The 26350-nt window shown below is 52.5% G+C and carries 23 protein-coding genes, 1 tRNA gene and 1 pseudogene; 19 read left to right on the top strand and 6 right to left on the bottom strand.

Annotation, left to right across the window (positions count from 1 at the left end; genetic code table 11):
• Positions 1-141, bottom strand: a 141-nt coding sequence (locus ACJHXB_RS23340) for a hypothetical protein (RefSeq protein ID WP_001387842.1), incomplete at its 3' end; no start/stop codon positions are given.
• 209 nt (positions 142-350) lie between these two features.
• Positions 351-869, bottom strand: a complete 519-nt coding sequence (locus ACJHXB_RS23345) for an Hcp family type VI secretion system effector (RefSeq protein ID WP_001142958.1) — start codon at positions 867-869, stop codon at positions 351-353.
• Between the two features lie 696 nt (positions 870-1565).
• Here ACJHXB_RS23345 and tssB point away from each other — a divergent pair.
• The 18 genes and pseudogenes from tssB (at position 1566) to ykfM (ending at position 22876) form a co-directional block, all read left to right on the top strand.
• Positions 1566-2066 carry a type VI secretion system contractile sheath small subunit gene (tssB, locus tag ACJHXB_RS23350; RefSeq protein ID WP_000037390.1) on the top strand — a complete coding sequence of 167 codons (501 nt, stop codon included), beginning with the start codon at positions 1566-1568 and terminating at the stop codon, positions 2064-2066.
• A 34-nt stretch (positions 2067-2100) separates the two neighbouring features.
• A complete protein-coding gene (locus ACJHXB_RS23355) occupies positions 2101-2307 on the top strand; it encodes a hypothetical protein (RefSeq protein WP_000718847.1) in 207 nt (68 codons plus the stop codon).
• Positions 2308-2375: 68 nt separating this feature from the next.
• Positions 2376-3851: a type VI secretion system contractile sheath large subunit gene (tssC, locus tag ACJHXB_RS23360; protein ID WP_000056997.1), complete on the top strand. Its 1476-nt coding sequence runs from the start codon at positions 2376-2378 to the stop codon at positions 3849-3851.
• Positions 3852-3857: 6 nt separating this feature from the next.
• The gene (tssE, locus tag ACJHXB_RS23365; protein ID WP_000611735.1) at positions 3858-4271 is read left to right on the top strand and encodes a type VI secretion system baseplate subunit TssE; all 414 of its coding nucleotides are present in this window, start codon (positions 3858-3860) and stop codon (positions 4269-4271) included.
• Positions 4272-4274: 3 nt separating this feature from the next.
• Positions 4275-6125 carry a type VI secretion system baseplate subunit TssF gene (gene tssF, locus ACJHXB_RS23370; protein ID WP_000393830.1) on the top strand — a complete coding sequence of 617 codons (1851 nt, stop codon included), beginning with the start codon at positions 4275-4277 and terminating at the stop codon, positions 6123-6125.
• Positions 6089-7171: a type VI secretion system baseplate subunit TssG gene (gene tssG / locus ACJHXB_RS23375; RefSeq protein ID WP_000348802.1), complete on the top strand. Its 1083-nt coding sequence runs from the start codon at positions 6089-6091 to the stop codon at positions 7169-7171. The genes tssF and tssG overlap by 37 nt, the downstream gene beginning before the upstream one ends.
• A gap of 24 nt (positions 7172-7195) precedes the next feature.
• Positions 7196-8476 carry a type VI secretion system-associated FHA domain protein TagH gene (gene tagH / locus ACJHXB_RS23380; protein ID WP_001113718.1) on the top strand — a complete coding sequence of 427 codons (1281 nt, stop codon included), beginning with the start codon at positions 7196-7198 and terminating at the stop codon, positions 8474-8476.
• Positions 8473-8997, top strand: coding sequence for a type VI secretion system lipoprotein TssJ (gene tssJ, locus ACJHXB_RS23385; protein WP_001080149.1), 525 nt, complete (start codon positions 8473-8475; stop codon positions 8995-8997). The genes tagH and tssJ overlap by 4 nt, the downstream gene beginning before the upstream one ends.
• 2 nt (positions 8998-8999) lie before the next feature.
• Positions 9000-10331 carry a type VI secretion system baseplate subunit TssK gene (gene tssK / locus ACJHXB_RS23390; RefSeq protein ID WP_410233540.1) on the top strand — a complete coding sequence of 444 codons (1332 nt, stop codon included), beginning with the start codon at positions 9000-9002 and terminating at the stop codon, positions 10329-10331.
• A gap of 4 nt (positions 10332-10335) precedes the next feature.
• The gene (icmH, locus tag ACJHXB_RS23395) at positions 10336-11097 is read left to right on the top strand and encodes a type IVB secretion system protein IcmH/DotU (RefSeq protein WP_000343291.1); all 762 of its coding nucleotides are present in this window, start codon (positions 10336-10338) and stop codon (positions 11095-11097) included.
• Between the two features lie 8 nt (positions 11098-11105).
• The gene (gene tssH, locus ACJHXB_RS23400) at positions 11106-13871 is read left to right on the top strand and encodes a type VI secretion system ATPase TssH (RefSeq protein WP_000614408.1); all 2766 of its coding nucleotides are present in this window, start codon (positions 11106-11108) and stop codon (positions 13869-13871) included.
• Positions 13868-14611, top strand: a complete 744-nt coding sequence (gene vasI, locus ACJHXB_RS23405; RefSeq protein ID WP_000088865.1) for a type VI secretion system-associated protein VasI — start codon at positions 13868-13870, stop codon at positions 14609-14611. Before tssH ends, vasI begins: the two co-directional genes overlap by 4 nt.
• 4 nt (positions 14612-14615) lie before the next feature.
• Positions 14616-16028: a type VI secretion system protein TssA gene (tssA, locus tag ACJHXB_RS23410; protein WP_001240537.1), complete on the top strand. Its 1413-nt coding sequence runs from the start codon at positions 14616-14618 to the stop codon at positions 16026-16028.
• 108 nt (positions 16029-16136) lie between these two features.
• On the top strand, positions 16137-19571 hold the full coding sequence (tssM, locus tag ACJHXB_RS23415) for a type VI secretion system membrane subunit TssM (protein ID WP_122987793.1): 3435 nt from the start codon (positions 16137-16139) through the stop codon (positions 19569-19571).
• Positions 19572-19581: 10 nt separating this feature from the next.
• Entirely contained in the window at positions 19582-20934 is a 1353-nt protein-coding gene (locus ACJHXB_RS23420) for a VasL domain-containing protein (protein ID WP_410233541.1), read from the top strand.
• A gap of 23 nt (positions 20935-20957) precedes the next feature.
• The gene (locus ACJHXB_RS23425) at positions 20958-21440 is read left to right on the top strand and encodes an Hcp family type VI secretion system effector (protein ID WP_000002621.1); all 483 of its coding nucleotides are present in this window, start codon (positions 20958-20960) and stop codon (positions 21438-21440) included.
• Between the two features lie 43 nt (positions 21441-21483).
• Positions 21484-22399, top strand: a pseudogene (locus tag ACJHXB_RS23430) (hypothetical protein).
• A gap of 9 nt (positions 22400-22408) precedes the next feature.
• Positions 22409-22876 (top strand): protein YkfM, encoded by a 468-nt coding sequence (gene ykfM / locus ACJHXB_RS23435; RefSeq protein ID WP_001236629.1) that lies wholly within the window; start codon positions 22409-22411, stop codon positions 22874-22876.
• 148 nt (positions 22877-23024) lie between these two features.
• Here the strand turns inward: ykfM and ACJHXB_RS23440 are convergent, their stop codons facing one another.
• From ACJHXB_RS23440 to dnaQ, 3 genes are all read right to left on the bottom strand, one after another.
• Positions 23025-23810 carry a hypothetical protein gene (locus ACJHXB_RS23440; RefSeq protein WP_001086162.1) on the bottom strand — a complete coding sequence of 262 codons (786 nt, stop codon included), beginning with the start codon at positions 23808-23810 and terminating at the stop codon, positions 23025-23027.
• A gap of 326 nt (positions 23811-24136) precedes the next feature.
• Positions 24137-24213 (bottom strand) — tRNA-Asp (locus ACJHXB_RS23445).
• Positions 24214-24345: 132 nt separating this feature from the next.
• Positions 24346-25077 carry a DNA polymerase III subunit epsilon gene (gene dnaQ / locus ACJHXB_RS23450; protein WP_024185250.1) on the bottom strand — a complete coding sequence of 244 codons (732 nt, stop codon included), beginning with the start codon at positions 25075-25077 and terminating at the stop codon, positions 24346-24348.
• A 64-nt stretch (positions 25078-25141) separates the two neighbouring features.
• On the opposite strand from dnaQ, the gene rnhA reads away from it, so the two are divergent.
• Entirely contained in the window at positions 25142-25609 is a 468-nt protein-coding gene (rnhA, locus tag ACJHXB_RS23455; protein WP_000917883.1) for a ribonuclease HI, read from the top strand.
• Here rnhA and ACJHXB_RS23460 read toward each other — a convergent pair.
• Positions 25606-26328, bottom strand: a complete 723-nt coding sequence (locus tag ACJHXB_RS23460) for a class I SAM-dependent methyltransferase (RefSeq protein ID WP_001295200.1) — start codon at positions 26326-26328, stop codon at positions 25606-25608. The genes rnhA and ACJHXB_RS23460 overlap by 4 nt on opposite strands.
• Between the last annotated feature and the right edge of the window lie 22 nt (positions 26329-26350).

Here is a 26350-nt window from a genome sequence, read left to right on the forward strand (position 1 = left end):
GGAGAGAAACTGCTGGCTGACCAGAGAGAGATCGAGGGAAAAGAGCGAAGAGAGTGACTGGTTCAGATGAAAGGAGACCACCGCAAACGCGTCCGGTGGCAGGCCGTCCACTTCCAGCGTGAAACGTAATCCGGTTGACATAGCAACCTCCGGGTTTAAGGAAAAACAGACAGTTCGCTGTTAAAGCGGCTGTAACAGTACAGTGTTACGCTTGCGTTCAGGCACGCTACCGCCGAAGTTTCCGGCATCCGCCATCTCCCGTGAACGTAACCCCTTACTGACAACCTTTCTTTTTACGGCGTAATACAAAAACAGCATCCGGCCTAATAGCCGGATGCTGTTGGCTTAACTTATGCTTCCAGCGGTGCGCGCCAGTCGTCGGCACCGGAGGTGCCAGACTTGACGTGTTCCCACTCTATTTTGCGGTAGGCCAGTGAAACTTCGAGCAACTGGGTGAACTCGCGTTTCGCCGGATCCTGGCAATGCGGCATATGCAGTTTCATATCGACAATCGTCGAATCGGTCAGGCGGGTGGTGAAATAATGCTCCTGTTTGCCTTCCACAGAGGTACGCCACCAGTGAAGTTCAGTGGTTGGCAGCATTTCGCCGGAGGCCAGTGCGTTGTACATCAGCGGAACAGCTTTGTTCAGCGCCACGGTAAAAATGAACGGCTTGTGAGCACGCTGACCCGCAGGCTGGCCGGACTGAGGATCGGTCGGGACAGTAACGTTATGCAGGAATTCCTGCACCAGCATCTCGTCTTCGTGCCCCTGCACATAGATGTTGCCGACAGAATCAGCGGTAAATGCACCTGCAGTAATATTTCCCTGGGTCTGACCTGTGATGGAGATATAACACGGTGTTGGCATTTGTAAACTCCTTGTTAACGTGGTTAATTACTACTTACAATGACCTGCCGTTAATCCCAGACAGGCAGATGCAGCTCACTTCACGGAACCGCATCATTTTTCAGTATTTTTTACATACAAACCGAGCTAGAATTTACGGTTGTCGTAAAAACTATTTTTAAAATCATTAAATCTCTTATTCAGCAATAAGTTAATAATATATATCTGGATAACCATACCCAACTATTCAAAGTCCGTATTGCCTCCATAAAATGGCCAAAGCTGAATCATGAATAAATATTGTATTTATCCTTTCTGAATTATCATTTTGATAATTTTTGAGATATTCCTTAAAAATACCCACTTAATCAATCACAAAACAAATATATAAACAAGCAATCATCAGATTAGCTTATGTTTAATGAAATTATTGTATAATTCAATAAGTTACATAAAAGCTATATATTTAAATTATTGCCATAATACACCTGACGCGAATTGCACAGGTTCACACAATCTATTTAACGCTTGCAGAATACCCCTCTTTACGATCGATAAAAAGTCCTTTTCTTATTTATTTTGAAGCGTAGAATGCGGGGTGATGAAGGAGTGGTGATTTTATTTTCACCGCCATTATGGCGGCATTGCCGATATTTTTTTGCGGTACAAATATGCCGTGTTCATGGCCTGTACGAGATAACATGACGGATCACTTTTATGAGCAAAAAATTTGAAGGCAGCGTCGCGCCTCGCGAGCGTATAAATATATCCTATGTCCCGAAGACGGACGGCCAAACGGCTGAAGTAGAGCTTCCGCTTAACATGCTCGTTGTCGGCGATACCGGAAATACGCAGGAGACATCCCCACTGGATGAACGTCAGGCAGTTTCCGTTAACAAGCACAATTTCGGTGCAGTAATGGCTGAAGCAGCCATTGGCCTCAATTTTACCGTCCCCGCCACGCTGAAGGGAAGCACAACGGACGATGAACTGAATGTGGCGCTGAATATCAAGTCACTGGATGATTTTTCACCGGACAGCGTGGCCCGGCAGGTTCCGGAAGTGAATAAATTGCTGGAACTGCGTGAAGCACTGACTGCGCTGAAGGGGCCGATGGGCAACCTTCCGGCATTCCGTACCCAGCTCCAGGCATTGCTGGAAAATGAGGAGTCCCGCGAGCAGTTGCTTAAAGAAATCGGCCAGGTGAGTGGGAAATAACCACCACTATTTCATTAAACAGGGTTATCCAGACATGGCGGCACACAAAAATATCTCCGGGAAACACCCCCTCTCTGACGAAGACATTTTGCAGGCGGTTTACCGGGTATGTTTCAGCCCGTCCGGTGAAATCAACCGGGATGGCGTGGATGCGCTGATTACAACACTGGATCGCCGTATCAGTGATCTATTGGATGAGATTATCCATCTTTGTGAGTTTCAGCAGAGCGCGCCGTACTGACGGCGCGTACTTCACTGACGGCGAAAACCCGGTTTCAGAAACACAGCTAAAACAGAAGGATTTTCAGTATGTCTTTACAGGAAGAGGAACTCGTTTCCAGTCATGCCGGGCAGACTGATCAGGCGTCGTCGCTGCTTGATCAAATCATGGCACAGACCCGTATTCAGCCCGGTTCGGAAGGTTATGACGTTGCCCGCCAGGGTGTGACAGCCTTTATTGCCAGCATCCTGCAATCCACTGCATCTGCCGAACCGGTCAATAAACTGGCCGTGGACAGCATGATTGCAGATATAGATGAACGCATCAGCCGCCAGATGGATGTCATCATCCATGCGCCTGCCTTTCAGCAGGTCGAGTCGTTCTGGCGCTCACTGAAAACCATGGTGGATCGCGTTGATTTCCGTGAAAACATCAAGGTCAACGTGCTTCATGTCACGAAGCAGGAACTTCTGGAAGACTTTGAATTTGCCCCAGAAATTATTCAGTCCGGATTTTATAAACACGTTTATTCGTCCGGATTCGGACAGTTTGGTGGTGAACCCATCGCTGCCGTGCTGGGCGCTTATGAGTTCAAAAATACCGCTCCTGACATGAAACTGCTGCAATACGTCAGTGCTGTGGGCGCAATGGCGCACGCACCGTTCCTCTCCTCCGTTTCCCCGGAGTTTATGGGGCTGAACTCGTGGACCGAACTGCCTAATATCAAAGATCTTTATGCCATCTTTGAAGGTCCGGCCTACACCAAATGGCGCGCCCTGCGTGACTCGGAAGATTCGCGCTATTTAGGGCTTACGGCACCCCGCTTCCTGCTTCGCCAGCCTTATTCACCAACAGATAACCCTGTTAAGAACTTTAACTATCACGAAGATGTCAGCCGGAACCACGAAGATTATCTGTGGGGTAATACGGCCTGGATGCTGGCGTGCAATGTCGCAGACAGTTTTGCCAAATACCGCTGGTGTCCAAATATCATCGGTCCGCAAAGCGGCGGCGCAGTGAAAGATCTGCCGGTGCATCTGTTCGAAACGATGGGTCAGATTCAGGCCAAAATCCCAACCGAGGTGCTGGTCACCGATCGCCGCGAATTTGAACTGGCTGAAGAGGGTTTTATCACCCTTACCATGCGTAAAGACTCTGATAATGCAGCCTTTTTCTCTGCAAACTCGGTACAAAAACCGAAGCACTTTCCGGGCAAAGACGCAGAAACCAACTATAAGTTGGGTACGCAGCTTCCTTATCTCTTCATCATCAATCGGTTAGCGCACTACATCAAGGTGTTGCAGCGTGAACAACTGGGGTCATGGAAAGAAAGGAGCGACTTAGAGAGGGAGCTTAATACCTGGATCCGTCAGTATGTTGCCGACCAGGAAAACCCGCCTGCGGACGTGCGCAGCCGCAAGCCTCTGCGTGCTGCCAGAGTTGAGGTTATGGATGTGGAAGGCGAACCCGGCTGGTACCAGGTCGCGCTGAGCGTGCGGCCCCATTTTAAATTTATGGGGGCAAACTTTGAGCTATCCCTGGTTGGCCGGTTAGACAGGGAGTAACACGCCATGATACCGGATCGGGAAAGAACCACAGGTTCTCTTTTTGAGCGTATGGAAGCCTCACCGGCCAGAAACTGGCAAGGAAGCAGTATTCATGCGCTCAGGCAGTCCATTCGCCAGAACCTGCGAAACATTCTTAATACCCGGTCCGGTAGTTGCCGGGGTGCGCCTGAACTGGGCATTGATGAACCTGCAGGGGCTGAAAACTTCCGCGAATCAATGAGTCTGGCCATCGCGCAATGTATAGAACGCTATGAACCCCGGATCTCACACGCTGAAGTGCAGGCTGTGGTTTCATCCGCCGCCAGCCCGCTGGATATGACGTTTCATATTACAGCCAGGGTGACATTTAACGAAACGCATGAAGTGCTTGAATTTGATATGGCACCGAATGGCAGCCAGCATTATCGGGTGGACTGACAGATGGAATTTGAAGAACGCTATTTCCGGGAAGAACTCGATTACCTGCGCCAGCTCAGCAAGCTGCTGGCAACGGAAAAACCCCATCTTGCCCGCTTCCTGGCCGAAAAAGATGCGGATCCGGATATTGAACGCCTGCTGGAAGGCGTGGCTTTTCTTACCGGCAATCTCCGCCAGAAAATTGAGGATGAATTCCCAGAACTGACGCACGGGCTTATTAAGATGCTCTGGCCTAATTACCTGCGTCCGGTTCCGGCAATGACCCTTATTGAATATACGCCGGATATGGATAAGTCTTCTGTGCCGGTGTTAATCCCCCGTAATGAGCAGTTTACAACCAAAGCCGGGGAAATCAGAGTCGATGAAGTGCTGCCCTCCGATGCTAAAAAGGAGGAGCCGCCTCCCTGTACCTTCACCCTCTGCCGGGATATCTGGCTGCTGCCCGTTCGCCTGGAGCAGATTGAAAACCGCAGTACGACCCGTAATGGTGTTATCAACATCACCTTTTCGGTCGCACCGGGAACGGACTTCCGCACGCTGGATCTGAACAAACTTCGCTTCTGGCTCGGCAATGACGACAACTATACCCGTGACCAGCTTTATTTATGGTTCTGTGAATACTTGCAGGGTGCCGACCTGACTGTGGGTGAACAGCATATTCGCCTGCCTGAGTTTATGCTGAAAGCTGTCGGTTTTGAGCCGCAGGATGCCATGCTGCCCTGGCCGAAAAACCTCCACAGCGGCTACCGGATCCTTCAGGAGTATTTCTGTTACCCGGATGCGTTTCTCTTTTTTGATCTTTGTGGTTGCCCGGCGTTGCCTGACGGATTGCAGGCTGAATCCTTTACCCTGCAACTGCGTTTTTCGCGCCCATTGCCCGTGGACATCCGGCTGCGCCGCGATTCTCTGCGCCTGTATTGCGCACCTGCCATTAATTTATTTATCCACCATGCAGAAGCCATCACGCTGGACAACCGGCGGGCAGACTATCCGCTGGTTCCCAGCCGCCACTATCCGGAACATTACGATGTCTTTTCCGTTAACGGCGTGGTGAGCCAGGTGCAGGATATGTTCAGGAAAAAAGATCTGGGGCGTCCTGTTTCGACGCAGGCCGCGCGCCAGTGGCCTGCCTTTGAAAGTTTCAGCCATCAGATGGAATACAGCCGGAAGCGGGAAGTGGTGTACTGGCATCACCGGACCAAAACATCCCTGTTCCATCGCGGCTTTGATCATACCCTTGCTTTTATACATGCTGATGGCAGTTATCCGTCAGACGAATCGCTGCTCAGTAATGAAGTGGTTTCGGTATCGCTGACCTGTACCAACCGTGAGCTTCCGTCACAAATTCGTTCCGGCGATATCACCGGCACAACCGGTAAAAATGCGGCTGTTGCTTCATTTCGCAACATTACCCGCCCGACGCAACCGCTCTGGCCGGTCATTGATGGCAGCCTGCACTGGTCCCTGCTCTCCGCCATGAACCTGAATTATCTGTCATTACTGGATACGGACGCGCTGAAGCAGGTCATCGCCAACTTTGATCGCCACGCAATCCATCATCCGCAGACGGCGCGGCTGTCACAACAAAAGCTGGATGCCATTGAGCGTCTGGAGACCCGCCCTGTCGATCGCCTGTTTACGGGCATTCCCGTCCGGGGGCTGGCCTCCACGCTGTATCTGCACCCGGAGCCGTTTGTCTGTGAAGGGGAAATGTATCTGCTTGGTACGGTGCTTTCGCATTTTCTGTCGCTGTACGCCAGCGTTAACTCATTCCACATGCTGACCGTTGTGAACACAGAAAGCCAGGAGACATGGAAATGGACGGAAAGAACCGGGCAGCATCCTCTTATCTGAGTCCGGGAAATCCCCCGGCAGATAAAGAGCAGAATGATCCGCTGGCACAGGTTTTTCATAACGCCTGCTCTTACAATTTTTTTGCCATGGCGGAGCTGTTGCACCGCCTGGCACAGGGTGAAAAGGGGACGCTGGAATTATCCCTGCGCGACGATCCGGCACAGGAAACCCTGCGTTTCAGCGCCGATGCCAGCCTTGCGTTTCCCCTGAGTGATATCAGTGCGCTGAAACGGGATACGTCAGGGTCATTCAGGATGACCACCACCTTTATGGGGTTACAGGGGAGCCAGTCGCCTCTCCCCGGTTATTACCTCGATCACCTGGCCTGGAAAGCGGTACATGAACAAAGTCCGGTAGGTGATTTTCTGGATATGTTCAGCCACCGCCTGACCCAGTTTGTCTGGCATATCTGGCGTAAGTACCGCTATCACATCAGTTTTCGTAACGGCGGTGTGGATGCGTTCTCGCAGCGCATGTACTCCCTTGTCGGGCTGGGCCACCGCCACCTTCGCGATAAGCTGGCGATTAATCACAGCAAAATGCTGGCGTATTCCGGGATCCTGGCAAATCCGGGACGATCCCCGGAAATCATCTGCGGTCTGGTGTCCCACTGCTTTGATTTGTCAGACGTGATGCTGCAAAACTGGCAACGTCGCAAGGTGGATATTGAACCGGATCAGCAAAATAGCCTGGGGAGCTATTCACTTAAAAATGGCGAAAAACTGGCAGGAAGATCGGTACTGGCCAACTTTGTTCTGGGTACACGGGTGCCCGATCTCAGCGGAAAATTCCAGCTCAGTATTACCAGCCTGACCCGAAAACAGTTCCTCTCTTTTCTGCCGTCCGGCGAAAACTTCCTGCCACTGACGATGTTTGTGTCCTTCATCCTGCGCGATCAGCTTGCCTGGGACTTACATCTGGGGCTGGCGCCGGAGCAGGTGGGCGCAATGCGCCTGGGCGATAACAAAAGTGCGCTGCTGGGCTGGACCAGCTTCCTCGGCACACCGGAAGAACGACCCTCAGTCACCATCAGGGTACGGTCGTAAATTATGATAATCACGGAGCAGAATATGCCGGAAGAGAAACTACAGACGCTTTCATTGCAGGTCATTAACGGCAGTGAGCTGGAAAGCGGGCGGGCGGCGCGCTGTCTGTTCACACAGCAGGGAAATGTCGGCCATGGCCCCGAATGCCACTGGTCGGTACAGGATCGTCAGCAGAGCATTCCGGCTCAGGCTTTTACCGTTATCCTGCACGATGGCACATTTTGTCTGCGCCCGCAGACGGCACAACTGTGGCTGAACCAGGCAAAAGTCACAGCAACATCAGACCTGATACAGCTGCGCCAGGGCGATGAGATCCAGATAGGGCGTCTGATGGTGAGGGTTCATCTGAACCGGGGAGATATCCCCCATTACGATGAGGAAATGGCCACTCCCGAAACCATCGTCACCAATCGCGATATGCTCACGGATACCCTGCTGTCAACGGAGGGTGCGCCACACTATCCGGGAATGACTCACCGGCATCAGCTTGCAGACACCGTGGTAAACGGTTTTTCTGCCGATCCACTCCAGGCACTTCAGTCCGAAAGCCTGATTACCACGGGCGATCCGCTTTCAGGCATTGCGGCTGTCCGGCCATCGGCACCGCTGTCCGATCCGGCAAGTAATGGGGGGATCAATACGCCGTTTATGAATCTGCCGCCCATTTATGCCAGCCCCGGCGATCGTAATGATGACGTCTCTGTGGCAGAAATGGCGCAACGCCACCTTGCGGTCACCCCCTTACTGCGCGGTCTCGGCGGTTCGCTTACCGTGAGCAATTCCGACGATGCGGATGATTTTCTGGAAGAGGCCGGACGCACGTTACAGGCCGCAATAAAAGGTCTGCTCGATTTGCAGCAACAGCGTAACAGCCTCTCAGACAAACATTTGCGCCCGCTGGAAGATAACCCGCTGCGCCTGAACATGGATTACGCCACCGCGCTCGACGTGATGTTTGCCGAAGGTAAAAGTCCGGTACATCTGGCGGCTCCCGCCGCTGTCAGTGAAAGCCTGCGCAATGTCCGCCACCACGAAGAAGCTAACCGGGCAGCGATTGTGGAGTCGCTTCGTGTCCTGCTGGATGCTTTCTCACCACAAAATCTGCTGCGCCGCTTTGTGCAGTACCGCCGCAGCCATGAACTGCGCCAGCCGCTGGATGATGCCGGAGCATGGCAAATGTACAGCCATTATTACGAAGAACTGGCCTCCGATCGCCAGCAGGGGTTTGAGATGCTGTTTAACGAGGTCTACGCCCAGGTCTATGACCGGGTGCTTCGTGAAAAACAGCGGGAGCCGGAAGCATGAACAGGAAGGCGTTTCTGGCCTGCGTGCTGATGTGCGTCATATTAACCGGCTGCGAAACGGCGAAAAAAATCAGCGAGGTGATCAAAAACCCGGATATCCAGGTCGGGAGCCTGAAGGAGCAACCTTCGGAAATAACCGTCACCCTGCTGACCGAACCGGACACCAATACCAATGCGGAGGGTGAATCAGCCGCCGTGGATGTGCAACTGGTGTACCTGACTGACGACTCAAAATTGCTGGCAGCCGACTATGACCAGATAGCCAGTACGCCGCTACCGGATGTGCTGGGTAAAAACTATATCGACCACCAGGATTTCAACCTGTTGCCGGACACCATCAAAACCCTGCCGCCGGTAAAGCTGGATGAGAAAACGCAGTTTATTGGTGTCGTGGCCTATTTCTCCGATGACCAGGCCACTGAATGGAAACAAATCGAGACGGTGGAAGGAACCGGCCACCATTACCGCCTGCTGGTGCATGTACGTCAAAGCAGCATCGAAATGAAAAAAGAGGATGAATAATTATGGCAACCACCCGCAACAAGGTGATGTGGCAGGAAGGGATGCTGATGCGCCCACACCACTTCCAGCAACAGCAGCGTTACAACGACTACCTGGATAACCAGCGTTTCCGGGCCATGAATGATTTATCCTGGGGATTTACCGAACTCACCCTCAACAATGAACTGCTGGCGCAGGGTAAGATCATGATTGACAGCGCGTCAGGCACACTGCCCGACGGCACCGTCTTTTCTATCCCCGACCAGGACGCACTGCCCGATCCGCTGCACCCGCAACATTTTCCGGACGAAAGAAGCCGCAATATTTACCTCGCTCTGCCGGTCGCCAGTGATGTGAGAAATGAAATCAGCGACGGGCGGCGAATCGGGCGTTACCGGCTGAATTATGCCGATGTCCGGGATCTGCATTCAGAAGAAGGTGACGCGCGAACACTGACGCTGGGTCAACTGACGCCGCGCATTATGAGCGGTGCAGAAGATATGAGCGCCTATATTACGCTCCCGCTTTGCCGTATCAGCGATCGCCATGCCGACGGCTCCCTGACGCTGGATGACGATTTTATCCCCTCCTGCCAGAATATTCAGGTCAGTAAGAAACTGCGTGTTTATCTCAAAGAGGTACAGGGGGCCATTGGCGGACGGGCAAGCGATCTGGCAAACCGCATTGGCTCTCCGGCGCAGAGCGGCATCGCGGATGTGGCGGAATTTATGATATTGCAGTTACTTAACCGTAACCAGACCCGGTTTACCCATCGCGCTCGTCGATCCCAGCTCCACCCGGAAGATTTCTACCTTGATCTTGCCGGGTTGCTGGGTGAACTGATGACCTTTACCGAGCCGTCGCGCCTGCCCTGCCCGCTTGATGTGTATGATCATCATGACCTGACCAAAACATTTAAAACGCTGTTACCGGAAGTCAAACGGGCGCTGCATACCGTACTGTCGCCAAGAGCCGTTAATCTGCCGCTGCATCTGCGTGACGGTATCTGGCAGGCCGATATCCATGACACAGAACTGCTGCAATCTGCCACCTTTGTGCTGGCCGTGGCGGCAAACATGCCGGTCGATCAGATCCAGCGCCAGTTTATCCAGCAGTCGAAAATTTCCTCGCCGGAAAAAATCCGCAATATGGTCAGTGTGCAGATACCCGGCATTCCATTGCGTGCCCTGATGGTGGCTCCCCGCCAGCTTCCTTACCATTCCGGGTTCAGCTATTTCGAACTCGACAAGAGCGGCCAGGCCTGGACAGAAATGGCTGCCGCCGGGGCCGTTGCACTGCATGTATCCGGCAGTTTCCCGGATCTGAACATGCAACTGTGGGCGATAAGAGGGTAAGACGATGGATGAGGGGTCACTGTCTCTGCCACCATTTACCGGACACCACGAAAAAAGCCAGCGCGACTATCATCTCGCGCTTCGTGGCAACAGCCTGAATCCGATGATCGACGCAGCCACGCCGCTCCTCGGTATGGTGATGCGCCTTTCAACCATGAACAGTCAGACGATGCCGGAGCATCTTTTTGCTCAGGTGGTGACGGATGTTCAGGCCGTGGAGCAACTGCTTCAGGAGCAGGGCTACGAACCGGGCGTGATTATCTCGTTTCGCTACATCCTCTGCACGTTTATTGATGAAGCGGCGCTCGGTAACGGCTGGTCGAACAAGAACGAGTGGATCAAGCAGTCATTGCTGGTCCATTTCCACAACGAAGCCTGGGGTGGAGAGAAAGTTTTCATCCTGCTGGAGCGCCTGATCCGTGAACCCAAACGTTACCAGGATCTGCTGGAATTTCTCTGGCTCTGTTTTTCTCTGGGATTTCGCGGGCGCTACAAAGTGGCAGCACAGGATCAGGGGGAATTTGAGCAGATCTACCGCCGCCTGTACCACGTCCTGCATAAACTACGCGGCGATGCCCCTTTCCCGCTGTTACACCAGGACAAAAAAACCCAGGGCGGGCGTTATCAGCTCATCAGTCGCCTGACCATTAAACATATTTTTTGTGGTGGCGTTGTCGTGCTGGCGTTGTTTTACCTGTTCTATCTGTTGCGGTTGGACAGCCAGACGCAGGACATCCTGCACCAGCTAAACAAATTACTTCGATAAGGACGTTTATGATCCAGATTGATCTTCCCACGCTGGTAAAACGGCTTAACCTGTTCTCCCGCCAGGCGCTGGAGATGGCCGCCTCTGAATGTATGAGCCAGCAGGCAGCGGAAATTACCGTCAGCCATGTGCTTATTCAGATGCTCGCCATGCCACGCAGCGACCTGCGGGTTATTACCCGCCAGGGCGATATTGGCATGGAAGAGTTGCGCCAGGCGCTGACGGTGGAGAACTACACAACTGCCCGTTCTGCGGACAGCTACCCGGCATTTTCCCCGATGCTGGTTGAGTGGCTGAAAGAGGGCTGGCTGCTGGCGTCGGCTGAGATGCAGCACAGCGAATTGCGTGGCGGCGTGTTGCTGCTGGCCCTGCTGCATTCGCCGCTGCGTTATATACCGCCTGCTGCCGCCCGGTTGTTGACCGGCATTAACCGTGACCGTCTGCAACAGGACTTTGTACAGTGGACACAGGAGTCGGCGGAATCAGTCGTGCCGGATGCAGACGGTAAAGTCGCAGGCACACTGACGGACGCTGCTGACACCCTGCTTGCCCGCTACGCCAAAAACATGACCGCAGACGCCCGTAACGGCAGGCTTGACCCGGTACTGTGCCGCGACCACGAAATCGACCTGATGATCGACATTCTCTGCCGCCGCCGCAAGAACAACCCGGTGGTGGTGGGCGAAGCAGGCGTGGGTAAAAGTGCCTTAATCGAAGGGCTGGCGCTGCGCATCGTGGCAGGCCAGGTGCCGGACAAACTGAAAAACACCGATATCATGACCCTTGACCTAGGCGCATTGCAGGCCGGGGCGTCGGTGAAGGGCGAATTCGAAAAACGCTTCAAGGGGCTGATGGCGGAGGTCATTTCCTCTCCGGTGCCGGTCATTCTGTTTATTGACGAAGCACATACCCTGATTGGCGCGGGCAACCAGCAGGGCGGGCTGGATATCTCCAACCTGCTCAAACCGGCGCTGGCGCGCGGCGAACTGAAAACCATCGCCGCCACCACCTGGAGCGAATACAAAAAATACTTCGAGAAAGATGCCGCCCTGTCGCGCCGCTTCCAGCTGGTGAAGGTCAGCGAACCCAACGCCGCCGAAGCCACCATTATTCTGCGTGGTCTGTCGGCGGTCTATGAACAGTCTCACGGCGTGCTGATTGATGATGACGCCTTGCAGGCCGCAGCAACGCTGAGCGAACGTTATCTCTCCGGGCGTCAGTTGCCGGACAAAGCCATTGATGTGCTGGATACCGCCTGCGCCCGCGTCGCCATTAACCTTTCCTCGCCGCCGAAGCAAATCTCGGCGCTGACCACTCTGAGCCACCAGCAGGAGGCGGAAATTCGCCAGCTTGAGCGCGAGCTTCGCATCGGGCTGCGTACCAACACCTCACGGATGACCGAGGTGCTGGTGCAGTACGATGAAACGCTGACGGCGCTGGATGAACTGGAAGCGGCCTGGCATCAGCAGCAGGCGCTGGTCCGGGAGATTATCGCGCTGCGCCAGCAGTTGCTGGGCGTGGCAGAAGACGATGCGGCGTCGTTGCCGGACGCAGATGCCGCGGAGGATACGCCGCCAGAGTCAGAGTCAGAACAGGATAATACCGGTGCCGTACCGGCTGATGAGGCCGACAGAGAACAGCCGGAAGAGACCGCTGAAACAGTTTCCCCGGTACAGCGGCTGGCCCAGCTCACTGCCGAACTGGACGCCCTGCATAACGACCGGTTGCTGGTCTCCCCGCACGTCGATAAAAAACAGATTGCGGCGGTGATTGCCGAATGGACCGGCGTGCCGCTCAACCGCCTGTCGCAGAATGAAATGTCGGTCATCACCGACCTGCCGAAATGGCTGGGCGACACCATCAAAGGCCAAGACCTGGCGATTGCCAGCCTGCATAAGCATCTACTGACCGCACGCGCCGACCTGCGTCTTCCGGGACGCCCGCTCGGTGCGTTCCTGCTGGCTGGCCCCAGCGGTGTGGGTAAAACCGAAACCGTCCTGCAACTGGCAGAGCTGCTCTACGGCGGTCGCCAGTACCTGACCACCATCAATATGTCCGAATTCCAGGAGAAACACACCGTCTCGCGGCTGATTGGTTCGCCTCCGGGCTACGTTGGCTACGGTGAAGGCGGCGTACTGACCGAAGCGATTCGCCAGAAACCCTACTCGGTAGTACTGCTCGATGAAGTGGAAAAAGCGCACCCGGATGTGCTCAACCTGTTCTACCAGTCGTTCGATAAGGGCGAAATGGCAGACGGTGAAGGCCGCCTGATTGACTGCAAAAATATCGTCTTCTTCCTGACGTCCAACCTCGGCTACCAGGTAATAGTCGAGCACGCCGATGACCCGGAAACCATGCAGGAAGAACTGTATCCGGTGCTGGCCGACTTCTTCAAACCTGCCCTGCTGGCGCGTATGGAAGTGGTGCCGTATCTGCCGCTGTCGAAAGAGACGCTCGCCACCATTATCGCCGGAAAACTGGCCCGTCTGGATAACGTGCTGCGCAGTCGCTTTGGTGCAGAAGTGGTCATTGAACCGGAAGTGACGGACGAAATCATGAGCCGCGTCACCCGCGCGGAAAACGGCGCGAGGATGCTGGAATCGGTCATCGATGGCGACATGCTACCGCCGCTCTCGCTGCTGCTGTTGCAGAAAATGGCGGCTAACACGGCGATTGCCCGGATTCGGTTGTCGGCGGTGGACGACGCATTTACGGCAGACGTGGAAGATGCTCAGAACGACGAGTCCGTCACAAAGGATGAAACGGTTTTATGAGCAGGTTGCGCGTTTTCCGGCAGACAGGATGGTTTATCGCGGGCCTGATGACGGGCTTACCCGCCACTGCCGCGCCCGCAGAAACATCGTCAATGGCCGGTGTGGCGGTCGCCGTCGCCACCACGCCCCCGCCGGATGCGACAGCCACGTCACAGGCCATGCAGTCCTGTCGGCGGGAGTCCGCGGCGCTGGAGCGGCTTGACTGCTATGACCGCCTGCTGGCACCGCTGTCCCCGTCAGGGTTTGACGGGGCGCTGGTCAAAGCCGGTTTTGTGGGCGAGGCCTGGACCCGCGCCACAGAGCAGGAAAAACGCCGCGAGGGCAACACCACAGAACTGCTGGTGACGCAGGTGCCGGGGGAGCGCCCGACGGTGGTGATAACCACCCCGGCTATCGGCCATGTTCCGCCGCGCCCGGTGCTGATGTTCAGTTGCGTGGACAATATCACCCGGATGCAGGTGGCGCTGATGCACCCTCTGGATGTCCATGATATCGCCGTCACTCTGAATGCCGACAGCCGGGCATTGCGTAGCCACTGGTTTGTGCGCGAGAACGGCACCCTGCTGGAGTCCAGCCGGGGGCTGTCCGGGATTGATGAAATTAAGCAACTGTTCGGCGCAAAAACGCTGACAGTGGATACCGGCGCAGATAACGCCGCAGGAAAGCTGACCTTTAACATTGACGGGCTGGCAAGGGCGATTGCCCCCCTGCGCGTTGCCTGCCACTGGGCGGGAGAATAAAAATATGGCAATGGACTTACGCGATCCGAATGTCTGGATAACGCACCTGCTGGAAAACCTGCCGGAAGAAAAACTGGCATCGGCGCTGAAAGATGACAACCCGGACTGGGAGTATATCGACGGCGAAATCGTCAAACTGGGATCTCTGGCCCACAGTCAACTGGATATCCCGGAACTCCAGCGCCGGGGGCTGGTCATTCTGGCTTCGGAGAGTAAGGACTTTCGTCTGCTGGCGCATCTGCTGAGAACCCTGCAACACGCCGGTGATCCTCATCTCGCATTGCGCCTGCTGGCGCTGTATGTGGAGCATTACTGGTCGGTGGCTGCGCCGCAGAATATGGCACATAAAAAACGCTTTGCCAGCCAGGTCATTAAACGCTTCGAAACAGGTATTGAAGGCTTTTCACAGAACGCCGCCACAGCGCAGCGCGACGCGCTGTCAGGGGAACTGGCGAAACTGGCGCAGTGCTGGCAGTCACATAACGCCCCGGAACTGGCACTGGCTACCGATGATCTTTTTGCCCTGTACCAGCGTGCGTTTAATCGTGCGGCACCGGCTCCTGCCCCCACTCCGGCGGCCTCCGATAGTTCACGACAGACCACCGCCACGTCTGAAAGCGGCGTGACGCAACCCAGTGCTCCGGCTCCCCAAATCGCCATCGACAGTCACGACGACAAAGCCTGGCGCGACACGCTGTTAAAAGTGGCGGCTATTTTATGTGAACGCCAGCCGGACTCGCCGCAGGGCTATCGCCTGCGCCGCCATGCCCTGTGGCAATCCATCACCAGTACACCCCAGGCGGAAAGCGATGGACGTACCCCATTGGCTGCGGTCTCTGCCGATATGGTGGCGGATTACCAGTCCCGGCTTGCCAGCGCGGATATGGCGCTGTGGCAGCAGGTTGAGAAAAGCGTATTGCTGGCTCCTTACTGGCTGGACGGTCACTGTCTTTCTGCACAGACGGCACTGCGTCTGGGTTACAAACAGGTGGCAGACACCATCCGCGATGAGGTCATCCGCTTCCTTGAGCGTCTGCCCCAGCTTACCGGGCTGCTGTTTAATGACCGCACACCGTTTCTCAGTGAGCAGACGAAACAATGGCTGGCAGCTTCGCCCGACGGCAAAGTTGCACCGGTTGCGCAAATCGGTGAGGAATCGCAGGCAGCCAGAGCCTGTTTTGCTGGGCAGGGTCTGGAGGCGGCGCTGCGATATCTGGACATGCTACCCGAAGGCGATCCCCGCGATCAGTTTCACCGCCAGTACCTTGCCGCACAGTTGACGGAGGAGGCGGGGCTGATACAGCTTGCGCAGCAACAGTACCGGATGTTGTTGATGATAGGGAGTCAGATGATGGTGTCTGACTGGGAGCCATCATTACTTACGCAGCTTGAACAAAAATTCACGGCAGAACAATAAAAGAGAACAGGAGTTTTTGTGTTCAGATTACCAACACCCCGACTACTCAGCGGACTCAAATCAGCCCTACGCCCGGCGATGCCCCGGTTTAAAGTCTCCGCTTTCTGGCTGCTGATACTGGCGTGGATTTTTCTGCTGGTATGGATCTGGTGGAAAGGCCCGACGTGGACGCTGTATGAAGAACAGTGGCTCAAACCACTGGCGAACCGCTGGCTGGCAACGGCGGCATGGGGGATTATCGCCCTAGTGTGGCTTACCGTCCGGATGATGAAGCGCCTGCAACAGCTTGAAAAAATGCAAAAGCAGCAGCGCGAGGAGGCCATTGATCCGCTCAGTGTGGAGCTGAACGCCCAGCAGCGTTACCTTGACCGCTGGCTGCTGCGCCTGCAACGCCATCTCGACAACCGCCGTTTCCTGTGGCAGTTGCCGTGGTATATGGTCATCGGCCCGGCGGGCAGTGGCAAAACGACACTGCTGCGCGAGGGTTTTCCGTCCGACATTATTTATGCCCCGGAGGGCGCACGCGGCGCAGAACAACGCCTGTACCTCACGCCCCATGTCGGTAAACAGGCGGTGATCTTTGATATCGACGGCACACTCTGCGCTCCCGCTGATGCGGATATCCTGCATCGCCGTCTGTGGGAACATGCCCTCGGCTGGCTGAAAGAAAAGCGCGCGCGCCAGCCGCTGAACGGGATTATTCTGACACTCGATTTACCCGATCTGCTTACCGCAGACAAACGCCGCCGCGAACATCTGTTACAGACGCTGCGCAGCCGCTTGCAGGATATACGCCAGCATCTTCACTGCCAGTTACCGGTTTACGTGGTACTCACCCGGCTTGATTTATTGCAGGGTTTTGCCGCCCTGTTCCAGTCACTGAACAGACAGGATCGCGATGCAATTCTAGGGGTCACGTTCACCCGCCGCGCCCATGAAAATGATGACTGGCGAACAGAGTTGAATGCTTTCTGGCAGACATGGGTGGATCGAATGAACCTAGCGTTGCCGGATCTGATGGTCGCTCAGACTCACACCCGCGCGTCTTTATTTAGTTTTTCCCGCCAGATGCAGGGAAGCCGTGAACCACTGGTGTCACTGCTTGAGGGTCTGCTTGACGGCGAAAATATGAACGTGATGCTGCGTGGCGTCTATCTCACCTCTTCGCTTCAGCGCGGACAGATGGATGATATTTTCACCCAGTCTGCCGCCCGCCAATACCGGCTGGGCAATAACCCACTGGCGTCCTGGCCTCTGGTGGACACCGCACCCTATTTCACCCGTAGCCTGTTCCCGCAGGCGTTACTCGCAGAGCCTAATCTGGCAACGGAGAGCCGCGCCTGGCTGATGCGTTCCCGTCGCCGCCTGACGGTTTTCTCTGCCACTGGCGGCGTGGCGGCACTGCTGCTCATCACCGGCTGGCATCACTATTACAATGGTAACTATCAGTCCGGCATCACCGTGCTTAAGCAGGCCAAAGCCTTTATGGATGTGCCGCCTCCGCAGGGGGAAGATGACTATGGCAACCTGCAACTGCCGCTGCTGAACCCGGTACGCGATGCCACTCTGGCCTACGGTGACTGGGGCGACCGCAGCCGCCTTGCGGAGATGGGATTATATCAGGGGCGACGCATCGGGCCTTATGTGGAACGGACCTACCTGCAACTGCTGGAGCAACGCTATCTTCCGTCGCTGTTTAACGGGCTGGTCAAAGAGATGAACGCCGCGCCACCGGAGAGTGAGGAAAAACTCGCCGTGCTGCGCGTGATGCGAATGCTGGAGGATAAGAGCGGACGTAACAATGAGGTGGTGAAGCAGTATATGGCAAAACGCTGGAGCGAAAAGTTCCACGGCCAGCGCGATATCCAGGCGCAACTGATGTCCCATCTTGACTACGCGCTGGCTCACACAGACTGGCATGCAGAGCGTCAGGCGGGCGACGGTGACGCTATCAGCCGCTGGACGCCGTATGACAAGCCCGTTGTGTCAGCACAGAAAGAACTAAGCAAACTACCTGTCTACCAGCGAGTTTACCAGAGCCTGAAAACGCGGGCGCTGGGCGTTCTTCCTGCCGACCTCAATCTGCGTGACCAGGTAGGGCCAACCTTTGACCAGGTGTTTACATCTGCCGATGACAATAAACTGGTTGTTCCACAGTTTCTTACCCGTTACGGCCTGCAAAGCTATTTTGTAAAACAGCGCGATGAACTGGTTGAACTGACGGCGATGGATTCCTGGGTACTCAACCTCACCCGCAGCGTGAAATACAGTGACGCCGACCGGGCGGAAATCCAGCGCCAGTTGACCGAGCAGTATATCAGCGACTACACCGCCACCTGGCGGGCCGGGATGGACAATCTGAATATCCGCAATTTTGAGTCCATCGGACAACTGACCGGGGCGCTGGAGCAGGTTATCAGCGGTGACCAGCCTTTGCAGCGGGCGCTGACCGTGCTGCGTGACAACACACAACCTGGCGCCTTTTCTGAAAAGCTATCTGCTAAAGAACGGGATGAGGCCCTGGCTGAACCAGACTACCAGTTACTCACCCGCCTTGGGCATGAGTTCGCCCCGGAAAACAGTACCCTGACAGTCCAGAAAGATAAAGAAAGCACGATGCAGGCCGTGTACCTGCAGCTCACCGAGTTACACCGCTACCTGCTGGCGATCCAGAACGCGCCTGTACCTGGGAAATCGGCACTGAAAGCCGTGCAGTTACGGCTTGATCAGAACAGCAGTGATCCCATATTCGCCACCCGCCAGATGGCAAAAACACTGCCTGCTCCGCTCAACCGCTGGGCAGGCAGGCTGGCTGACCAGGCCTGGCATGTGGTGATGGTGGAAGCCGTTCACTATATGGAAGTGGACTGGCGCGACAGCGTGGTGAAACCGTTTAACGAGCAACTGGCAAATAACTATCCGTTTAATCCACATTCTGCACAGGATGCCTCACTGGATGCCTTCGAACGATTCTTTAAACCAGATGGCATACTGGATACCTTCTACCAGCAGAACCTAAAGCTGTTTATCGACAATGACCTGAGTCTGGAGGATGGCGATAACAACGTCATTATTCGCGAAGATATTATTGCGCAACTGGAAACCGCGCAGAAAATCCGTGACATATTCTTCAGCAAACAGAACGGTCTGGGAACATCCTTTGCCGTGGAAACGGTATCGCTTTCCGGCAACAAACGCCGCAGCGTACTGAACCTTGACGGTCAGTTAGTCGATTACAGCCAGGGCCGTAACTATACCGCCCATCTGGTCTGGCCTAACAATATGCGCGAAGGCAACGAAAGCAAACTGACGCTGGTTGGTGCCCGCGGCGGCGCACCGCGCAGTATCAGCTTCAGCGGGCCGTGGGCTCAGTTCCGCCTGTTCGGGGCCGGACAGCTGACCGGAGTACAGGATGGCAACTTTACCGTGCGCTTTAGTGTGGACGGTGGCGCAATGACCTACCGCGTGCATACCGACACGGAAGATAACCCGTTCAGCGGTGGGTTATTCAGCCAGTTTGGCCTGTCAGACACACTGTACTGAGGAGGCAGGGATGAATAGTAACGGACTGACACAAACTATCGTTACCGGCAGTGACCCGCGCGGGCTGCCGGAATTCAGCGCCATCCGCGAGGAAATAAACAAAGCCAGCCATCCGTCACAGCCTGAGCTGAACTGGAAACTGGTGGAGTCGCTGGCGCTGGCGATTTTTAAAGCCAACGGTGTGGATTTACACACCGCCACCTACTATACGCTTGCCCGGACACGGACACAGGGACTGGCGGGATTCTGCGAAGGTGCGGAACTGCTGGCGGCAATGGTAAGCCACGACTGGGATAAATTCTGGCCGCAGGGCGGTCCGGCGCGTACTGAAATGCTGGACTGGTTTAACTCCCGAACCGGCAATATTCTGCGTCAGCAAATCTCCTTTGCGGAACCCGATCTGCCACTGATCTACCGCACAGAGCGGGCATTGCAGCTTATCTGCGACAAGCTTCAGCAGGTGGAGCTGAAGCGCGTTCCGCGCGTGGAGAATCTGCTCTATTTTATGCAGAACACGCGTAAGCGGCTTGAACCCCAGCCGAAGAGTAACGTTGAAAACGCCGTACAGACCACGGTTAGAACACTGATTTATGCCCCGGAAACAACGGCTTCCTCCACGCCAGAAGCGGTAGTGCCTCCCCTGCCCGACCTGCCTGAGATGAAAGTAGAAGTGCGCAGTCTGTCAGAGAATCCCCCACAGGCCAGTGTGATGAAGCAAGGCAGTACGGTAAGAGGGTTTATCACGGGGATCGCCTGTTCAGTGGCTGTCGCCTCAGCATTGTGGTGGTGGCAGGTCTATCCGGTGCAACAGCAACTGTTACAGGTTAACGACACCGCGCAGGGCGCAGCAACGGTGTGGATGGCCTCACCTGAACTAGAAAACTATGAGCGCAGGCTGCAACAGCTTCTTGGCGTCTCCCCGGTACAACCGCTGGAAACCGGGATGCAGATGATGCGTGTTGCCGACAGTCGCTGGCCGGAAAGCCTGCAGCAGCAGCAGGCCTCGACACATTGGAATGAAGCACTCAAAACCCGCGCACAGAGTAGCCCGCAGTTGCGTGGCTGGTTGCAGACCCGTCAGGACTTACATGCTTTTGCAGATCTCGTGATGCGGCGCGAGAAAGAGGGACTAACCCTTTCCTATATCAAAAATGTCATCTGGCAGGCGGAGCGGGGACTGGGGCAGGAAACACCCGTTGAGTCTCTGTTGACGCAGTACCAGGATGCCCGTGCGCAGAAGCAGAATATAGATGCGCTGGAAAAACAAATTAATGAGCGACTCGAAGGCGTGTTAATCCGCTGGCTGCTGCTGAAGAATAACGTCATGCCAGAGGCGACAACCGGGACCACGGCCGAAAAATAATTATTTAATTAAAGGAGATTATCATGGCAAATATGAGTTATTTATCTTTGAGTGGAGAGACACAAGGGCTGATTTCAGCAGGTTGCTCAACGCTTGATTCTGTCGGAAACAAAGCACAGCCAGAACATAAAGATCAGATCATGGTTTATGCGTTAATGCATTCCATCTCAAGAAGTCAAAATGTCAATCATCATGAATTAATTATCACCAAACCGGTTGATAAATCCTCACCATTGCTGGCAAAAGCACTTAGTGACAATGAAAAAATGGTAACATGTGAATTTATACTCTACCGAACCAGTAAAGCGGGTATTTACCAGCCTTATTATAAAATAAACCTGTCAAAAGCCCGAATATCAAGTATTGATTTTGTCACACCGCATGCTGTCCTGGAAAAAGAACTGGAGCCACAGGAGAGAATTGCCTTTATTTATGAAGATATTTCCTGGGAGCATACGTTAGCCGGTACGAATGCAATGAGTAAATGGCAGGATCGTGTACAGTAATTTACTGTAATAACATAATAAATTACTATTGCGGAGAGATATAATGGCTGGTTTAAGGAATAATAACAACACACAGAATGCACAGTGGGCTGATTATGTGGGTGACATTCTTCGGGGGGCTCAACCGATAAACCAGCTAGTACCTCAGCACCCTTATCTTAACGACGTCCCACTCATTGATGAATTAAGGCGTCAGAACACTCATCATGTTATTCTCTTGACACTTGATGTTGCAAAAAAAAATACTCAGCTCAATAACATCATTTGATTACATTCATTTTATCACTACACATCCTTCAGGTATAAAAGATACACTCGCTTGGTTAGTTAACGCGGATAAATTAATGACTGAGTTTGATGGAAATGGGAAAATTATATTTAACTTTAATACCTTAAAGTATACAAAAGCAAGTTACTTTGAAATACTTGGAGAGAAATATATAAAAATTACAACATCCAGCCCCTGGCTTTTAGAAAAGCTCGGTAAATATATTTTCTCTTCACGAGCGCCTCAAGTTCTGGAACTCGCTATTGGCTGGCGAGGAGCTTTATCTGAATCAATAAAAGGAGTTAAGTTCTGTATCTGGTTTTCAGTAGCCTGGAGAACCATAGAATTTATTATGAGTTCAGAGCGAGATCTGGTTAATTTTCTTGGTGATTTTTCAATGGATGTGGCCAAAGCAGTGATTGCAGGCGGTGTTGCAACTGCTATTGGAAGCCTGGCTTCTTTTGCCTGTCTTAGTTTTGGCCTTCCAGTAATTCTTGTAGGAGGAGCAATTTTACTTACAGGGATAGTGTGTACAGTTGTTTTAAATGAAATCGATGCTCAATACCATTTATCAGAAAAATTAAAAGATGCAATTAGAGATGGACTAAAACGGCAACAGGAACTTGATAAATGGAAAAGGGAAAACATGACTCCATTTATGTATGTTCTTAACACTCCCCCCGTGATATGAGGATTAACTATGCGTTTACATGTTAAATTGAAAGAGTTTTTTTCGATGTTTTTTATAGCCATATTATTTTTCCCTGCATTCAATGCTTCTTTATTTTTTACCGGAATTAAACCTCTATATTCAATAATAAAAGGCTCCACGGAAATATTTTATGATTGGAGAATGTTGATTCTATGCTTCGGTTTCATATCGTTTTCCTTGTTAAATATTCATGTAATTTTACTAACAATAATAAAATCATTCTTAATAAAAAAAACAAAGGTAATCAATTTCGCCACAGACATAACAATACAGCTAACTCTTATATTTTTACTAATAGCTATCGTAATAGCACCTTTAATAGCTCCTTTTGTCACAGGATATGTCAATGCTAATTATCACCCCTGCGGTAATAACACGGGGATTTTCCCAGGAGCAATCTATATTAAAAATGGCATAAAATGTAATAATGAACATATTTCTCGCAAGGAAGATTAAGCAGTTAAATAATTAAATATTCTAAAACAAACAGTTTTTAACGCCGGATTCCATGTCCTTTCTTGCACTGTCTTTGTCAGGAACAATTTCTTATGCAAAGAATTTTGTATTATTGCCGCCAGAAATTCCTGGCGGCAGATATAATTTATTATTGATAGCGGTTAACCAAATCTTTTACCATCGCTTTATAGGTCTTTTGCTTAAGTTGTATGATTTGCTGCTCTGTCATATCAGTCGTACTGGCTTCATTCTTGCCGGGAAATGGTGGAAGCACTTTATATTCATAATTCACCGGCGACCAGGCAGCCCACTCACCTGTAGCTACATCCACCAGCGTGAATCGCACCAGATAGCGCAGTGAGATTGTGTTAGTCAGTTTTTCATTTTTATAATCGGACCATACTGTTGATTTCAGTGCAGTGTCATATTTTCCTGTCTGCAACGTATCCTGGTAAACAATAATCGCTTTCTGATGGCCTTTTGCCGCCACAAAACGTAATGCCTGCATCCAGTTCATATTTTCAGCACTGGCAACATCCTCGTTCTCATTTTTATCTTTGTTTTTGTTACAAGTCAGAGGCTTTTGTCTGTCCGGGATACCAGAGAATGTGGAAACAGTATAATATTTTCGCATCTCCTCCTGCATAATGGTTTCCGGTGCGCGACTGCCAGACTGGACAAGTATTACGGGAGAATTGAGAGGCACACGAAACTCATCTCCTTCAAGCGCAGCCTGAATATCCTCCTCGGATACAGCCAGAGTGGTTTCATTACCGAATAAATCTTTGTCTGTCAGTTGCGGGGGAATGTTTTTATTAATATTACTTTGTGTAACTTGAACTTTTTTCTTTTTTTCATCAATAGAAGATTGAGAGGCACATCCTGCAAGCAGCGAGAATAATACACATATGCAACAAACCTTTTTTGAATTCATAATCGGACACTCCCTCGCCTGTCATAATGATTAGAATATTTAGCACTGATAACGGACTCTAATTATATACCCCACTTAAATAATAACAAACAAAATCAACATGAAATATACATTCATTTAATCAATATAAAATTATTCACTAAAAATATATTTAAGTTGAATGGTTCGATATCATTATTGAATTTTAATAAATGAGACAACAAGCGAGAGTTACGCACTTACGCCAGAGTAAAATCATTGAACAGAGAAATATCGGGATTTAAATGCAAAAAAACCGCAAAATTAAAAATCTTGCGGTTCTCTGAACTCATTTTCATGAGTGAATTTGGCGGAACGGACGGGACTCGAACCCGCGACCCCCTGCGTGACAGGCAGGTATTCTAACCGACTGAACTACCGCTCCGCGTTGTGTTCCGTTGGGAACGAGGCGAATATTACGGATTGCCTCTCCCTTCGTCAACGGTTTTTCTCATCTTTTGAATCGTTTGCTGCAAAAATCGCCCAAGTCGCTATTTTTAGCGCCTTTTACAGGTATTTATGCCCGCCAGAGGCAGCTTCCCCCCTTCTTCTGCACCAGATCGAGACGGGCTTCATGTGCTGCAAGCTCTTCATCTGTCGCAAAAACAACGCGTAACTTACTTGCCTGACGCACAATGCGCTGAATTGTTGTTTCATCTTGTTGCTGTTGTGTCTCTCCTTCCATCGCAAAAGCCATCGACGTTTGCCCACCAGTCATCGCCAGATAAACTTCCGCAAGGATCTGGGCATCGAGTAATGCCCCGTGCAACGTTCGTTTACTGTTATCTATTTCGTAGCGGGCACATAACGCATCGAGGCTGTTGCGCTTACCGGGAAACATTTTCCTCGCCACCGCAAGGCTATCGGTGACCTTACAGAAGGTATTGGTCTTCGGAATATCGCGCTTAAGCAACGAAAACTCGTAGTCCATAAAGCCGATATCGAACGCTGCGTTATGGATCACCAGCTCCGCGCCGCGGATATAGTCCATGAACTCATCGGCTACCTCTGCAAACGTGGGCTTATCGAGCAAAAATTCATCGGCAATACCATGTACGCCAAAGGCTTCCGGATCCACCAGCCGATCGGGTTTGAGATAAACATGGAAGTTATTGCCCGTCAGGCGACGGTTCACCACTTCAACGGCACCAATCTCAATGATCTTGTGGCCTTCATAGTGCGCACCAATCTGGTTCATACCGGTAGTTTCGGTATCGAGAACGATCTGGCGTGTAATTGCAGTGCTCATAGCGGTCATTTATGTCAGACTTGTCATTTTACAGTTCGATTCAATTACAGGAAGTCTACCAGAGATGCTTAAACAGGTAGAAATTTTCACCGATGGTTCGTGTCTGGGTAATCCAGGACCTGGGGGTTACGGCGCTATTTTACGCTATCGCGGACGCGAGAAAACCTTTAGCGCAGGCTACACCCGCACCACCAACAACCGTATGGAGTTGATGGCCGCTATTGTCGCGCTGGAGGCGTTAAAAGAACATTGCGAAGTCATTTTGAGTACCGACAGCCAGTATGTCCGCCAGGGTATCACCCAGTGGATCCATAACTGGAAAAAACGTGGCTGGAAAACCGCAGACAAAAAACCAGTAAAAAATGTCGATCTCTGGCAACGTCTTGATGCTGCGCTGGGGCAGCATCAAATCAAATGGGAATGGGTTAAAGGCCATGCCGGTCATCCAGAAAACGAACGTTGCGATGAACTGGCTCGTGCCGCAGCGATGAATCCCACACTGGAAGATACGGGCTATCAAGTCGAAGTTTAAGCCTGTGGTTTACGACATTGCCGGGTGGCTCCAACCGCCTGGCGAATTCGTGGCTTGTTTTTACTCTGTTTCATCGGATTTAGCGTTAAAGGAATAGTCCGTTTCCGGGCGACAATAAGTTGTAAGCAACCAAGCGCAGGAATATGCGCATTCAATAGTTTTCCACCGTGTTTGTTCCACGGGAGAACGTGGAAACGGCTGGCGTGTAGCACTTCAAAATTCAACAAAGAGAGCCAGTCCAGCTGCCGCATCAGAGTAAACATCCGGCTGTTATAGGGCGAGGTTTTGCGCAATACCGGCACAAGTTTGCGTAATCCCATTAAACTTATGGGATTGAAGCCACTAATCACCAGCCAGCCATCATCAATCAATACCCGATCGGCTTCACGCAATAAACGATGCGGATCGGTGCACCACGGCAATGTATGTGCCAGTAGACAAACATCAACGGATTTATCGGCAAAAGGAAGATGAAGTGGGTCCGCCTGCACCTGGACGGGCATTCCTTGCGCAGAAACATTCACTTGATGAGAAACCGCGCACGCTTCGCAATTGATTTCTGCGCTTAAATTGCCAATCTTAAGCAGATGAAAACCATACATTTTAGTGAACCACGGGTTGAGCTGGCGCTCCAGCGCCTTGCGATAAAGCTCTCCCCAGGGCAAATCGCCCCAGCAATCAGGAGCCACGACAGTTTGAGGGACTCTTGCCGGTTTCATCACAACCTTCCGTTTCACACTG

It is taken from the genome of Escherichia sp. WS3227_2 (assembly GCF_046486495.1).
In the GTDB taxonomy this organism is placed as follows: Bacteria; Pseudomonadota; Gammaproteobacteria; order Enterobacterales; family Enterobacteriaceae; genus Escherichia; species Escherichia coli.